Origin of the sequence: Glycomyces sp. TRM65418 (assembly GCF_019710475.1) — a bacterium.
Classification (GTDB): domain Bacteria; phylum Actinomycetota; class Actinomycetes; order Mycobacteriales; family Micromonosporaceae; genus Glycomyces.
Window position 1 is genome coordinate 350,816 of record NZ_JAJFAX010000002.1, and the last position, 14,308, is coordinate 365,123.

Genomic DNA, 14,308 nt, shown 5'->3' on the forward strand with positions numbered 1-14,308 from the left:
CGGACCGCAGGTCGGCCGCACCCCCGTCTCCGAGTCGGCACCGGGGGCCGAGGGCCGGTCGGACCGCGGCCCGCCCTGGGCCCGTTCGCGTCCACGGTGCGAGCAGCGTCGGCCCCCCGTGGCGGGGCCGTCGCCGGAGGCCCTGCGAACGTCCGTTCCGCGGGCCGAGGCCGCGCCCTCCCGATACGGACGAACCGCCCGGCGCGCATCGCGCGCCGGGCGGTTCGGGGAATTCGCGGTTCGAGCTTAGCGCCCGATGCCCTGGTACGACCAGCCGTGCTTGCGCCACTGCTCCGGGTCGTACGCGTTCATGCCGTCGAGGAGGCGCCGCTCGGCGACCTGCTGGCCCAGCGCCTCGGGGTCGAGGGTCCGGAACTCCTCCCACGGCACCATCGCGCACACCACGTCGGCGCCCGCCACGGCCTCGGCGAGGGTCTTCACGAAGCTCAGCTCCGGCGCCTCGCCCTTGGCGTTCTCCAGGCCCTCGGGGTCGTACACGACCACGTCCGCGCGGGCGGCGCGCAGCTTCCGCGCGATCGCCAGGGCGGGGGAGTCGCGGATGTCGTCGGTGTCGGGCTTGAACGTCGCGCCGAGGTAGGCGATGCGCACGCCCGAGAGGTCCGGCCCGTTCGGGCCGGGGGTGCGCCCGGCGAGCTTCGCGACGGCCCGGACGGTGTGCGCGCGGCGGCGCGTGTTGACCGAGTCGACCTCGTCGAGGAACCGGAACGACTCGCCGACGCCGAGCTCGCCCGCGCGGGCCGAGAGCGCCCGGATGTCCTTGGGCAGGCACCCGCCGCCGAAGCCGATGCCGGCGCGCAGGAACTTGTTGCCGATGCGCTGGTCGTAGCCGATGGCCTTCGCCAGGTCGGTGACGTCGCCGCCGGTGACCTCGCACAGGTCGGCCATGGCGTTGATGAAGGAGATCTTGGTCGACAGGAACGCGTTCGCGGCGACTTTCACCAGCTCGGCGGTGGCGAGGTCGGTCTCGACCACGGGAACCTCGCGGTCTTCGACCGCGGCGAGTTCGAGGATGCCGCGGTGGACGTCCTTGAGCAGCTGGGAGGCCCATTCGCTCTGGGCGGCGTACACGATCCGGTTGGGGCGCAGGACATCGTGCATCGCGTTCGACTCCTGGAGGAACTCCGGGCTCCAGCCGACCTCGACGCCGAGGCCCTCGGGGGCGTGGCGGTCGACGAGCTCCTGGACCCAGGAGGCGGTGCCGACGGGCACGGTGGACTTGCCGACGATGAGGACCTTGCGGGTCAGGTGCCGGGCGAGGTCGACGACGGCGGCCTCGATGTAGGAGAGGTCCGCGCCGGGCTCGCCCTTGCGCTGGGGGGTACCGACGCAGATGAAGTGGACGTCGGCGAAGTCGGCGACGGTCTGGACGTCGGTGGTGAAGCGCAGGCGGCCCGATTCGAGGTTCTTCTTGAGCAGCTCGGGCAGGCCCGGCTCGTGGATCGGCAGCATCCCCGCGTTGAACGAGTCGATCTTGGCGGTGTCGACGTCGTAGCCGATCACCTCGTACCCCAGCTCCGCGAAGCAGATCGCATAGGTCGCTCCGAGGTAGCCGCATCCCAGGAAGGAGATGCGGGGCCGGGTCGTGGTGTTCGGCGAGGGGGTCTGGATCGCGTTGACCATGCTGGTGCTTGCCCTGTCTGTGCTCGATGCTGCGGGCGTGCCCGGTGGGGCGGCCCTGGCGTACGTCGGTCCGTTCGCGCGGCGACCTCGAATTGTACGTGAATGATGCCTATGGCCTGCGCCATCGTATATTCAGACCCACGCATGAACAGGCGCTGACGTTGCAGTGAAGCCGCGGATAACTCGCGGTGGCGTCCATCACCGGCCGCCTCCCGAGTGCGTTACACTCGGCCTATCTTACTGATGAGTAACAACCGCGGGAGCCACTGATGTCCACCGGGTTCAGCCCCTACCAGTTGCCAGAAGAATACGCCGACATCCGCGCGGCGACCCGGGAAGTCTGCGAAACGGGGGTCGCCCCGCACGCCGCCGAGGCCGACGCCGCCGCGACCTTCCCCGAGCAGTCCTACGAGGCGCTCAAATCCGCCGACCTCCACGCCCCCCACATCCCCGCCGAGTACGGCGGCGCGGGCATCGACGCCCTCGGCACCGCGATCGTCATCGAAGAGGTCGCCCGCGCCTGCGCCTCCTCCTCGCTCATCCCCGCGGTCAACAAGCTCGGCTCGCTGCCGCTGCTCCTGGACGCCTCCGAGGACCTCAAGCGCCGCTACCTGCCCCCCGTGGCCGCGGGCGAGGCGATGTTCTCCTACTGCCTCTCCGAACCCGAGGCCGGCTCCGACGCCGCGTCCATGACCACCCGCGCCGTCCGCGACGGCGACCACTGGGTCCTCGACGGCGTCAAACGCTGGATCACCAACGCCGGCGTCAGCGAGTTCTACACCGTCTTCGCCGTCACCGAACCGGGCGCGGGCGCCAAGGGCATCTCCGCGTTCGTCGTCGAGAAGGGCGACGCGGGCGTCTCCTTCGGCAAGCCCGAGAAGAAACTCGGCGTCAAGGGCTCCCCGACCGCCGAGGTCTACTTCGACTCGGTGCGCCTCCCCGCCGACCGCCTCATCGGCGAAGCCGGCCAAGGATTCTCACTCGCCATGCGCACCCTCGACCACACGCGCGTCACCATCGCCGCGCAGGCCCTCGGCATCGCCCAGGGCGCGCTCGACGCCGCCACCGGCTACGCCGCCGAACGCGAGCAGTTCGGCCGCCCGATCGCCGCGTTCCAAGGCGTCCAATTCCTCCTCGCCGACGCCGCCATGAAGATCAGCGCCGCCCGCGAGCTCACCTACGCCGCCGCCGCCAAGTCCGAACGCGTCGACCCCGACCTCACCTACTTCGGCGCCGCCGCGAAGTGCTTCGCCTCCGACGCCGCCATGCAGATCACCACCGACATGGTCCAAGTCCTCGGCGGCTACGGCTACACCCAGGACTTCCCCCTCGAACGCATGATGCGCGACGCCAAGATCACCCAGATCTACGAAGGCACCAACCAGATCCAGCGCATCGTCATCGCCCGCGAACTCCAACGCGGCAAGGCGTTCTAGCGTCCACCCGACCAACGGCGACGGCCCGGACCGATAGACGGTCCGGGCCCCTCGCCCACCCGGCGGACCACCGCTGTCGCCTTGCCGTCCAATAGGATTCGCTCATGAGCGAACCTCTGCACCACGCCCCCGCGACGTCCGGCCGCACGCGCTCGCTGACCGCGATCGCGCTGTCCCTGCTGACCGCGGTCGGCCTCCCGGCCCTCGCGCCGACCGCCGCGCAGGCCGCGACCACCGCCGACCACTGCGTCGTCAACCTCACCCGCGACGAGGTCACCTGCGCCGCCACCCAGAGCGCCGCCCTCGCCCTCGACGAGGCCGCCTCCGCCGAGGCGGGCGTCCAGTCGGTCACCCTGATCACCCTCTACGACCGCACGAACTACGACCCCGCCGGCGGCACCCGCTCCTTCGTCGGCGACGGCAGCCACACCTGCTCCGCCGCATACTCGCCCGTCGAGTTCAGCGTCGACCGCCTCGACGCCGCCGGGTGGAACAACCGCGCCAGCTCCGTGCGCACGTACCGCTCGTGCGACATCCGCCTCTGGGACTCCGTGAGCCTGTCCGGCGCCTCCTCCACCTGGATCGACGCCCTCGCCAACCTCGGCACCATCGGCTGGAACAACCGCGCCGGCTCCTACCAGATCAGCTGACACCCGCCGACACCGAACCGGCCCGGACCGACATCGGTCCGGGCCGTTCCGCACCGCTGCACGCCGCCGCTCCGACCGGCGTCCGCCGCCGCGCTACGCCTCGACCGGCGCGGGCTCCGCCGCAGCGGCACGCGCCTCCGCCGCCGCCCTCCGCCTCGGGCCGACCAGGACCAGCGCCCAGACCGCCGCGAGCGCCAGATACAAGCCCGCGACCACCGGCCACGGGACGCTGAAATTCCCCAGCAGCGTCCGCAGGTTCAACGCCACCACGAGCATCCCGATCGTCGAACCCAGCTTCGCCGTGGGAATCTTGCGCGTCAGCCACGCCGCCAGCGGCGCGGCCGCCATACCGCCCACCGCCATGCCGACGACCAGCGGCCACAGCACCGTCAACGTCTCCGGAATCGCCATCCAGAACCCGACCACCGCGGCCGTCGAGGCGAACACCTGCGCCGTCGACACCGACCCGACCACCCGATGCGGCTCCAGCCGCGAAGTCGTCAACGTGATCGGCATCGTCACCGGACCCCAGCCGCCCCCGCCGACCGCCGCGAGGAACCCGCCGACCAGACCCGTCGGCGCCGCGAACCCCGACCGGACCGGACCCTCCCCCGAACCCTTGCCCCGCACGAACCGCCACACGATCACCGCGCCCAGCGCGATGAGGACCGCACTCGTCACCGGCGTGGCCGCATCGAGCCGCGTCAGCGACGCCAGCGCCCAGGCCCCCGCGAAACCGCCGAGTGCACCCGGGATGCCGAGCCGCAACGTCGTGGGCCAGTGGACGTTCCGCAGCCGGTGGTGCGCGACCGCGCTCACCGTGCCCGTCGCGATCGTCGCCACGTTCACCGACGCCGAAGCCACCGCCGGCGCGATGCCCAAACCCAGCAGGAACGTCATCGTGATGGTGCCGAAGCCCATGCCGAGACTGCCGTCGACCAGCTGGGCGACGAAGCCCGCGGCGACGGCGGAGAGGACGGTGGTCGCGACCAGCACGCGCGGCTCCCTCGAATCCGGATGGCTCACAATAGTCCACTAAATCAATAGGACATGTCAACGATTGCCCACGGTTCGGGACGGCGCCGCCGACGGATACCCGACACCGCCGAAGCACGCCCGCCCGACCCCACACGATCCACCGCCCCGCTCGCATGTGGAGCCCCGCCCCCCGACCGCCCGCCCGGGGAGGCCTCCGCCACCCGGCCAGGGGCCGAATGCACCCTCCGAGACGAGCGTCATAGCGTGGACGTACAGACCTGGTCACGCTCGCGGAGCAACCGCACGGCTCGCAAGCCCCCGAGCGTGGCCCGCCATTCACCTGGCACACCACGGCGACGCACGCGCCGCCGCCCAACCCGAGGGCCTGCGCACCACACAGGCAGCCTTCATGCAGAGGAGCATTCGATGGGTAAGAAAGTCACGGTCGTCGGCGCCGGATTCTACGGCTCCACCACCGCCCAGCGCCTGGCCGAGTACGACATCTTCGAAGAAGTCGTCCTCACCGACATCGTCGAGGGCAAGCCCGAGGGCCTCGCCCTCGACATGAACCAGTCCCGCACCATCGAGGGCTTCGAGACCAAGGTCGTCGGCGCCACCACCGACAACGACGGCAACGGCTACGAGAAGACCGCCGGCTCCGACGTCATCGTCATCACCGCCGGCCTCCCCCGCAAGCCCGGCATGAGCCGCATGGACCTCCTCGAAGTCAACGCCAAGATCGTCCGCGGCGTCACCGAGAACCTCGTCAAGCACTCCCCGAACGCCGTCATCATCGTCGTCTCCAACCCCCTCGACGAGATGACCGCGCTCGCACAGCTCGCCTCCGGCTTCCCCAAGCACCGCGTCCTCGGCCAGGCCGGCATGCTCGACACCGCCCGCTTCACGAACTTCGTCGCCGAGGAACTCCAGGTCCCCGTCAAGTCCGTCACCACCCTCACCCTCGGCTCCCACGGCGACACCATGGTGCCCGTCCCCAGCCAGTCCTCCGTCGACGGCAAACCGCTCGCCGACCTCCTCCCCGCCGAGAAGATCGACGAACTCGTCACCAAGACCCGCAACGGCGGCGCCGAGATCGTCGCCCTCCTCAAGACCGGCTCCGCCTACTACGCCCCCTCCGCCGCCGCCGCCCGCATGGCCAAGGCCGTCGCCGAAGACTCCGGCGACGTCATGCCCGTGTGCGCCTGGGTCGACGGCGAATACGGCATCTCCGGCGTCTACCTCGGCGTCAACGCCCAGATCGGCGCCGAAGGCGTCAAGAAAGTCGTCGAGACCCCCCTCACCGACGCCGAACTCGCCAACCTCAAAGAAGCCGCCGAAGCCGTCCGCACCAAGCAGGCCGACGTCGCCGACCTGTAAGACCCGAGAAGCCGGGCGCCACCCGGCGATCCGCTCCGGGGCGTCCGTTCGCGGACGCCCCGGAACGCGCTCCGACCACGATGCGGTATCGGATTCGCGCCGTTCCACCCAGTCGCTAGGCTTACGCCGTGATCGTCGCAGACCAGCGCCGCACCGAGGCCCCCGCGGAGGCCTGGCGGCCCTTCGTCCCGAGGCGGCCGCGCTCATGGCTCCCCGAGATCGTCATGGCCGTCGCCTTCATCGCGCTGACGATCCCGCTCACCTGGCCCAGCCCCCTCGTCCACCTCGACATCCGGATCCGCGACCTCGCCGACGCCCACCGACCCCCCCTCGCCGAGGACATCGCCGTCATCACCAACATGCTCGGCCAAGGCGGCGTGCTCGGCACCGCCGCCCTCGGACTCGCCGCCTACCTCGGCTGGCGCGGCCGCAACGTCCGACCCCTCGTCGCCTTCCTCACCGCCTACGCCATGGCCGGCGCCGTCCTCGTCGTCAAAGACGCCCTGCCCCGCGTCTACCCGCACTGGCCCGAGATCACCGACCCCCCGTACGCCGACGCCGCCCAAGCCGTCCTCTTCACCACCCTCGAACCCGCCGGCGCCTACCCCTCAGGCCACGTGCTCAACACCATCGTCTGGTACGGGTTCATCATCTTCCTCGTCGGCGGCCACATGCGCGCCTGGCAGCGCGGGCTCCTGCGCTACGCGCCCCCCGTGATCGTCACCTTCTCGACCACCTACCTCGGATTCCACTGGTTCACCGACACCCCCGCCGGACTGTTCCTCGGCGTCATCATCCTCCGCGTCGTTCAACGCATCCCTTGGGACACAATAGAACTGCCACTCTGGCTCGAGCCCGAACGACGATATCGGTAACGCGAACCCGCAACCCGCACGCGGTATCTTCAACCCATGCCAACCCCGCCGCGAGCACGGCCACCGCTCCAACGCCGCCTCGGCCTCCCCTCCGCGATCGCGATCGGACTCGCGTCCATGCTCGGAGCCGGCGTCTTCGCCGTCTGGGGCCCCGCCGCACTCGCCGCCGGATCCGGACCCGGCCTCCTCGCCGCGCTCACCCTCGCCGGAGGCATCGCCTACTGCAACGCCCGCTCCACGGCCCGCCTCGCCGCCCGCTACCCGCAGGCGGGCGGCGCCTACGTGTACGGCACCCGCCGAATCAACCCCGCCGTCGGATTCACCGCCGGATGGGCCTTCCTCGTCGGCAAAACCGCCTCCGCCGCCGCCATGGCCCTGACCCTCGGCGCCTACCTGCTGCCCGACCACCCCCGGGCGATCGCCGCGGCCGCCGTGGTCGCCCTCTGCGCCATCAACCTGCTCGGCGTCAAGAAGACCGCGCTCGCCTCGGCCGTGTTCGCCGCGAGCACGCTCGCCGTGCTCGCCGCCGTCGTCGTCGCGGGGCTGACCGGGCCCGTGGCCGCGCAGCCCCTCGGCGACACCCACTTCTGGGGCATTCTGACCGCCGCGGGGTTCATCTTCTTCGCGTTCGCCGGGTACGCCCGCGTCGCCACGCTCGGGGAAGAGGTCACCGATCCCGAGCGGACCATCCCCAGGGCCATCCCGATCGCCCTCGGCATCACCTTCGCCGTGTACCTGCTCGTCGCGGTGACCGCCCTGATCGTGCTCGGCCCGGGCATGCTCGCCGCATCGACCGCGCCCCTGAGCGACCTCGCCGGGGCCGGGGCCCCCGCGCTCAAGCCGCTCGTGGCCGTCGGCGCGGGCGTCGCCGTCGCCGGGGTCCTGCTCAGCCTCCTCGCCGGCATCGGGCGGACCTCGCTCGCGATGGCACGCGACCGGCGGCTCCCGGGCGGCCTGGCGGCGGTCTCCGAACGCTTCGGGGTCCCCTGGGCCGCCGAGCTCGCCGCGAGCGCCCTCGTCCTCGTCCTGGTCTCCACACTGGACCTGCGAGGGGCGATCGGGTTCTCGAGCTTCTGCGTGCTGATCTACTACGCGGTCGCGAACGCCTCGGCCGTCACTCTCGACCGGCGCGCCCCGATCCCGTGGCTCGGGCTCGCCGGCTGCCTGCTGGTCGCCGTGAGCCTGCCGTGGGCCGCAGTGCTGGGCGGCCTGGCGGTCTTCGCGGTGGGCGCGGCCTGGTACGCCGTCACCGAACGCCGAGCCGCCGAATCCCACTGAAGCCGCAGCGGACCGGCCGCCGTGGACCGGTCAAAGCCGGCAAGCGCCTCGGGACGGACCGCCGGCCGGCCGCCATCGCGGCGATATCGGTCAGCGGGCGGCGCGGCGCTGGTCCCGGGCCGCGCGGAGCCGCCGGACGACCGCCGGCTGCTCCGCCGCCGCCTCCGGGTGGTCGATGAGCCGCGCCAGATGCTGGTAGTACCGCTCGGGAGTGAGCTCCAATTCGTCCGCGATCGCCTGCGTCTTCGCGCCCGACGCCCGCCACCACTTCGCCTCGAACGCGAGGATCCGCGACTCCAGCGAACTCAGCTTGGCCTCGGATTCGCGCCGGGGCCGCGCCTCCTGCCCCGACCGCTGCGGCGCCTCCCGTGCCGGACGGGAGGCCTCCTGCGGCCCGCGCGAAGAACGCGGCGCCGACACGGCATCCCCCTCACCCACCTGGCGCGCACGCGAAACTGGCTTGGCGGGGCGGTGAGCGGAAGGCATGGGAACTCCTTATTCGATCCAGTCGATCAGGTCCGCCACCGAATCCTTGACGTGGTTCGGACGGAAGGGGTAGCGCTCGACTTCTTCAATAGTGTCAGTGACCCCCGACAGAACGAGGACCGTCTCGAGCCCCGCTTCGAGGCCCGACAGCACGTCGGTGTCCATCCGGTCCCCGATCATCACCGTCGATTCCGAGTGGGCCCCGATGCGCCGCAACGCGTTGCGCATCATCAGCGGGTTCGGCTTGCCCACGAAGTACGGGTCCTGCCCGGTCGCGGCAGTGATCATCGCCGCAACCGCGCCGCACGCCGGCAGAATGCCCTCCAGCGACGGGCCGGTCGTGTCCGGGTTGGTGCAGATGAACCGCGACCCGGCCTTGATCAGCCGCGAAGCCGTCGTGAGCGCCCCGAAGTCGTACCGCCGGGTCTCACCGAGCACCACGTAATCCGGGCGGTAGTCGGTGAGCACGAAACCGATCTCGTGCAGGGCCGTCGTCAGGCCCGCCTCGCCGATGACGTACGCGGACCCCTTGGGGCGCTGCGAGTGCAGGAAGTCCGCCGTGGCCATGGCCGAGGTGTAGATGTTCTCCGCCGGCACCTCGAGCCCCGAGTTCTTCAGTCGCGCATGCAGGTCGCGCGGGGTGTAGATCGAGTTGTTCGTGAGGACGAGGAACCGCTTCCCCGCGGACTGCAGCTTCTCGATGAGCTTGTTGGCGCCCGGGACGGGAACCCCCTCGTGGACGAGCACGCCGTCCATGTCCGAGAGCCAGCTGTCGAAGGGTCCAGGTGTAGTCATGCTCAACATCTTGCCATCGGTCGGGGAAATCAGCGAGCAGCGGACGTAAAGTGGTGGCCGTGGAGACGGCATTGACGGCCGTGCTCGTCATCGCCGCAGGCGCCATGGCGGGCGCAATCGGCTACTGGACCATTCGAACCGCGAGGAACAAATGAGCGAGCGCGAAGTACCGACGGAATTCGCCTCGACCTTCCAGAAGGTCGAGCCCTACCCCTTCGAAGAAACCGACGACCTGCGTCAGGGCCCCAACCTGCACGACGACCTCCTCCCGCTCCTGCCCCTGGTCGGCCGCTGGCGCGGCCGGGGCCAAGGCGGCTACCCCGATTCGGAGGACTTCCTGTACGCCCAGGAGATCAGCTTCCTCCACGACGGACGACCGTTCCTGCGCTACCACGCCCGCTCGTGGATCATCGACGTCGACGGCAAGCCCGTGCGCCCCGCGGCACAGGAGACCGGGTGGTGGCGTGTGACCAAGGGCGAGGACCCGAAGCGGCCCGAGGTCGAAGTGCTGCTGGCTCACCCTACGGGCATCCTCGACCTGTACTACGGGCATGTGGACGGCACCCAGATCGAGATCGCCACCGACGCGGTGGTGCGCAGCCCGCAGGCCAAAGAGGTCACCGCAGGCAAGCGCCTCTACGGCATCGTCGAAGGCGCCCTCATGTACGCCCAGGAGATGGCCGCCGAAGGCAAGCCGCTGAGCCCGCACTTGAGCGCCAGCCTCACACGGGTGGCCGGCTGAGACGGGTCGGATTGATGGTTGCGGGCGGTCGGGCTGGTGTGCCCGACCGCCCGCGTGTTCCGCGGAAGGCATGGTCCTGCGGGGACCGCGCGCGGGCGGCTTCCCGCGCGCGGTCTCGGTATGGCGACGTTCGCGAATCCCCTTCTGTCGCCGCCATCCCGCAGGGCCAGATGGCTTTTTTGTTTCAACCCTGACACGCTCTGCGATTGACCGGCAACAGCGAGTTTCTTCCTGTGGATAACTTTCCGCCCAGGGGTTTCCATGCTGGTCTCGGCCTTGGGGGCAGTGGTGGTCAGGGCCTTGGCGGCGATGCTTCGGCGGTGCATCTTCCAACCGTGTCACGGGCTGTAGATGAGTGACAACCTTGGGCTCTCCGCCTGTGGATAACCCTGGGGATTCGCTTGTCGTTGCAGGTCAGCGGCTCGGCTTAGAAGTCGCCCGGCCACAGGTCGTCCTCTTCTTTCTCCTTGGCTGCCGACTTCGGGGCCAGGACCGTCGACTGCAGCGGGCCTTCTCCCGCTTTCAAGAGGAGGTCGAGGATCGCGACTGCGCCCTTCTTGTGCAGCGGCTCGTTGCCGTTGCCGCACTTGGGGCTCTGGATGCAGCTCGGGCAGCCGAGCTTGCAGTCGCAGTCGGCGATCGCGTCCTTCGTGGCGCTCAGCCAGTCCCGCCATTTGCGGAAGGCCTGCTCCGCGAAGCCAGCGCCCCCGGGGTGGCCGTCGTAGACGAAGACCGTCGGGAGTTCCGTGTCCATGTGCACGGCGGTCGAGAGGCCGCCGATGTCCCACCGGTCGCAGGTCGCAATGAGCGGGAGTAGCCCGATCGACGCGTGCTCGGCCGCGTGGAGCGAACCCGCGAGATCGGTGATGCCTTCCAGCGCTTCGGGTGCCACCGTCCACCAGACCGCCACGGTCCGGAGGGTCTGCGGCGGCAGGTCGAGCGCCTGCGTGTCGATGACCTCCCCGGAAGGGATCCGCCGGCGCTGATAGGAGATGACGTTCGAGGTGACCTCGACTTCCCCCAATACGAGCGCGACGTCGCCCATGTCCAGGCGTTCCCGCTCCGCCAGGACCTCCAGGTGCGTGATCTCCTGGGCACTGGTCGTCCACGGCGGCTTCGCCGCGTGGACCAGCGCCAAGCCGTCGTCCAAGTCCAGGTCGTCGACGATGTAGGACTCGCCCTGATGCAGGTACAGCGCGCCCCGGTGGACCAGGCGGTGCGAGGCCGCCGCGTCGATCGTGCCGATGAGCCTGCCGGTGCTCGTCTCGGCGATGTCCACGCCCATCGGGCCCGAGCCGCGGAGTGTGACCTCGGGGCGCTCCGAGCCGATCCAGTAGTACCGGCCTCCGGGCCGGCAGCGCAGCAGCTTCTGCTCGCAGAGCTGCTCGGCCACTGCCTTGCTGCCCGGGATCGCCGCCAGGTCGGATTCGCGCAGCGGGAGTTCTTCCGCCGCCAGGCACAGGTGCCCGGCCAGGACGTACGGGTTCGACGGGTCGCACACGCTGGCCTCCACCGGGCGGTCGAAGATCGCCTCCGGGTGGTGGACCAGGTACGTGTCGAGGGGGTCGTCCTTCGCCAGCATCACCGCCAGCGCCTCGGTGTCGCCCCGTCCCGCCCTGCCGATCTGCTGCCAGAACGAGGCGAGCCGGCCCGGGTAGCCGCACAGCAGGACGGCGTCCAGGCCCGTCACGTCGATGCCGAGTTCCAGCGCGTTGGTGGTGGCCACGCCCAGGAGCCTCCCTTCGCGCAGGTCCGCTTCGAGGTCGCGTCGGTGCTCGCGCAGGTAGCCCGCCCGGTATGCGGCGATCCTGTCCGCCGCCGGGTCGGCGCCGAGTCTCGCTTTGGCTTCTGCCGCAATGATTTCCGCGCCTCTGCGGGAAGGCACGAACGCGAGGGTCCGCACGCCTCGGCGTACGAGTTGCGCCAGCATCCGTGCCGTCTCGCTCAGTGTGGACGCCTGCTGGGGTTCGCCTTCGATCTCGTACGTGACCGGCTCCCACAGGGCGACCGTCGCCCCCGGTGACGGCGAGGCGTCCTCGGTCACCGCGACGGCGGGGCGTCCGGTGAGGACCGACAGGGACGCCGCCGGGTCGGCCGCGGTCGCGCTGGCCGCGATCACCGTGGGGTTCGCGCCGTAGTGCTCGGCGAGGCGGAGCAGGCGTCGGAGGGTGAGGGCCACGTGGGCGCCGAAGACGCCGCGGTAGACGTGGCATTCGTCGACCACGACGTATTTCAGGTGCTTCAGGAGTGAGCGCCACATGCGGTGGCGGGGGAGGAGCGAGTGGTGGAGCAGGTCGGGGTTCGAGAGGATCAGGTTCGCGAAGCGCTGGGCCCATTGGCGGTGTTCGAACGGGGTGTCGCCGTCGACGATCGCGGGGATGAGGCCGGGCACCTGGAATTCGCTCACGGCTCGGGCCTGGTCGGCCGCGAGGGCCTTCGTCGGGGCGAGGTAGAGGGTCCTGCCTTCGCCGGCCTGAGAGCCGGGGGTCGGTCCGGTGGCGGCTTCGGTGAGGAGCGGCAGGAGGTAGGCGAGGCTCTTGCCGGAGGCGGTGCCGGTGGCGACGACGACGTCGCGGCCTTCGAAGGCGTGGGTCGCGGCTTCGGCCTGGTGGGGCCAGGGCCGGGTGATCCCGGTGTCCGCCAAGGCGTCGCGGACTTCGGGGGGCACCCATTCGGGCCATGCGGTGCGCACCGACTCGCGGGGTGGGAGGCGGCGCAGATGGCGCAGGCCTCCGTCCTCGCTTTCGAGGGCGGCGATGAGCTGGTCGACGGGCACCGTCCAATGATGCCGCAGACCTCCGACAGGGCCGCCGCGAGCGCGTCCGCCGGTGGTGACGCGTCCGCGTTCCGGTCGCCCGCTCCCGGCTCCCGTCGGCTCGGAACGCAGTACGCTTATGGGCCAAGACACCGTGCACCCGGGCTCGGGGTCCCGGCCCGGCCGGGTCTCGGCCGTGGTCCGGTTCGTGCGCTTCGTGTGCGGCCCGCTGCCGGGGCCGGAGGCGTTGTCGTGACTCGCAGGCTTCGTCGAGACGAGACAAGGAGACGGCGTGAGGGGAACATCAGGCGACGGCGCCGCGGGGCCCGAGCTCGGGCTCGGTCTGTCCGAGGTCGGTGAGTACGCGGTCATCAGCGTCACCGGCGAGATCGACATGTACACCGCCCCGCAGTTGCGCGAGGCCGTCCGCCAGCTCGCCTCCGAGGGCCGTATGCGGGTCGCGATCGACTTGACGCCGACGGAGTTCTGCGATTCGACGGGTCTGGGCGTGCTCATCGGGGCGCGGCGGCGTCTCTCCGATTCCGGCGGGAGCCTGGTGGTCGTCTGCGCGAATCCGCGCATCAGGAAGCTCTTGGATCTCACCGGACTGGACAAGGTGCTCGATGTCCGGGAAGCGGTGCCCGGCGAGTGAACGGCTCCAAGCACGACCGCGCAGGGGGACGGGCGGAGCCGGCGACCGTCCGGTTCGCCTTCACTCCCGCCGCCGCCTACGTTCGGGCCGCCCGGCTCGTGGCCGCCGATGTGGCGGCGCACGCGGGGGTGGCCACGGGGTTGCTCGACGAGGTGCGTCAGGCCGTGGGCGAGGCGTGCACGCGCGCGGTGCTGCGGCATCGTGACCGGGGGATCGAGGATCTCGTGCGCGTGGAATTCGCGATCGGTGATCGTTTCGTTGCGAGAATCACGGATAATGCGCAGGAGCTGCGCGCGCGGCCGAGCGGCGGGTTCGGGGTGAACGCGGGGCGCGGCGATGCGCGAGCGAACGATCACGACACGCTCGAAGAGGACACGCTCTCGGAGGAGATCACGCTCATCGTCCTCGGCGGGCTGGTGGAAGACCTGGTCGTGACGGGTCCGGACGCGAACGGCGGCACCACCGTCAGCATGAGCTGGCCCCTGCCGGGGTCGGGTTCGGCCGCCGATCACTGAGGCGTTCCACACCACCCTCCACGGGCGTGACCGTCCCCACTCGCAAAGCCCTCACATCGTTACACTCCGCACGTTATGAGTGCCCGGCTGCGAAGCCGGCTCCGGCCGCGCCGTCCTACCCGTCCCGC

Annotated in this window: 13 protein-coding genes; 8 read left to right on the plus strand and 5 right to left on the minus strand. The window is 70.7% G+C overall.

Features of this window, described 5'->3' with window-relative positions:
• Positions 1-246 precede the first annotated feature (246 nt).
• Entirely contained in the window at positions 247-1,641 is a 1,395-nt protein-coding gene (locus K3N28_RS06665) for a UDP-glucose/GDP-mannose dehydrogenase family protein (RefSeq protein ID WP_228091706.1), read from the minus strand.
• Between the two features lie 269 nt (positions 1,642-1,910).
• Between K3N28_RS06665 and K3N28_RS06670 the strand changes: the two genes are divergently transcribed.
• Both K3N28_RS06670 and K3N28_RS06675 read left to right on the plus strand, forming a co-directional pair.
• Entirely contained in the window at positions 1,911-3,077 is a 1,167-nt protein-coding gene (locus tag K3N28_RS06670; protein ID WP_228091707.1) for an acyl-CoA dehydrogenase family protein, read from the plus strand.
• A gap of 104 nt (positions 3,078-3,181) precedes the next feature.
• The gene (locus tag K3N28_RS06675; protein ID WP_228091708.1) at positions 3,182-3,727 is read left to right on the plus strand and encodes a hypothetical protein; all 546 of its coding nucleotides are present in this window, start codon (positions 3,182-3,184) and stop codon (positions 3,725-3,727) included.
• A gap of 93 nt (positions 3,728-3,820) precedes the next feature.
• On the opposite strand, the gene K3N28_RS06680 is transcribed toward K3N28_RS06675, so the two are convergent.
• Complete coding sequence (locus tag K3N28_RS06680) at positions 3,821-4,723, minus strand: sulfite exporter TauE/SafE family protein (protein WP_228091709.1); 903 nt, start codon at positions 4,721-4,723, stop codon at positions 3,821-3,823.
• 408 nt (positions 4,724-5,131) lie between these two features.
• Between K3N28_RS06680 and mdh the strand changes: the two genes are divergently transcribed.
• The 3 genes from mdh (at position 5,132) to K3N28_RS06695 (ending at position 8,235) form a co-directional block, all read left to right on the plus strand.
• Entirely contained in the window at positions 5,132-6,082 is a 951-nt protein-coding gene (gene mdh, locus K3N28_RS06685; protein ID WP_228091710.1) for a malate dehydrogenase, read from the plus strand.
• A 128-nt stretch (positions 6,083-6,210) separates the two neighbouring features.
• The gene (locus tag K3N28_RS06690) at positions 6,211-6,957 is read left to right on the plus strand and encodes a phosphatase PAP2 family protein (protein WP_228091711.1); all 747 of its coding nucleotides are present in this window, start codon (positions 6,211-6,213) and stop codon (positions 6,955-6,957) included.
• Positions 6,958-6,993: 36 nt separating this feature from the next.
• Positions 6,994-8,235, plus strand: coding sequence for an APC family permease (locus K3N28_RS06695; RefSeq protein WP_228091712.1), 1,242 nt, complete (start codon positions 6,994-6,996; stop codon positions 8,233-8,235).
• 90 nt (positions 8,236-8,325) lie between these two features.
• Here K3N28_RS06695 and K3N28_RS06700 read toward each other — a convergent pair whose 3' ends face one another.
• On the minus strand, positions 8,326-8,655 hold the full coding sequence (locus K3N28_RS06700; RefSeq protein ID WP_228091713.1) for a DUF3263 domain-containing protein: 330 nt from the start codon (positions 8,653-8,655) through the stop codon (positions 8,326-8,328).
• A 75-nt stretch (positions 8,656-8,730) separates the two neighbouring features.
• A complete protein-coding gene (locus K3N28_RS06705; protein ID WP_228091714.1) occupies positions 8,731-9,516 on the minus strand; it encodes an HAD-IIA family hydrolase in 786 nt (261 codons plus the stop codon).
• A gap of 151 nt (positions 9,517-9,667) precedes the next feature.
• Between K3N28_RS06705 and K3N28_RS06710 the strand changes: the two genes are divergently transcribed.
• Positions 9,668-10,258 carry an FABP family protein gene (locus K3N28_RS06710; RefSeq protein ID WP_228091715.1) on the plus strand — a complete coding sequence of 197 codons (591 nt, stop codon included), beginning with the start codon at positions 9,668-9,670 and terminating at the stop codon, positions 10,256-10,258.
• Positions 10,259-10,685: 427 nt separating this feature from the next.
• Here the strand turns inward: K3N28_RS06710 and K3N28_RS06715 are convergent, their stop codons facing one another.
• Entirely contained in the window at positions 10,686-13,034 is a 2,349-nt protein-coding gene (locus tag K3N28_RS06715) for a DEAD/DEAH box helicase (RefSeq protein WP_228091716.1), read from the minus strand.
• A gap of 271 nt (positions 13,035-13,305) precedes the next feature.
• On the opposite strand from K3N28_RS06715, the gene K3N28_RS06720 reads away from it, so the two are divergent.
• Both K3N28_RS06720 and K3N28_RS06725 read left to right on the plus strand, forming a co-directional pair.
• Positions 13,306-13,665 (plus strand): STAS domain-containing protein, encoded by a 360-nt coding sequence (locus K3N28_RS06720; RefSeq protein ID WP_228091717.1) that lies wholly within the window; start codon positions 13,306-13,308, stop codon positions 13,663-13,665.
• A complete protein-coding gene (locus tag K3N28_RS06725) occupies positions 13,662-14,180 on the plus strand; it encodes an ATP-binding protein (protein WP_228091718.1) in 519 nt (172 codons plus the stop codon). Before K3N28_RS06720 ends, K3N28_RS06725 begins: the two co-directional genes overlap by 4 nt.
• Positions 14,181-14,308: the final 128 nt, after the last annotated feature.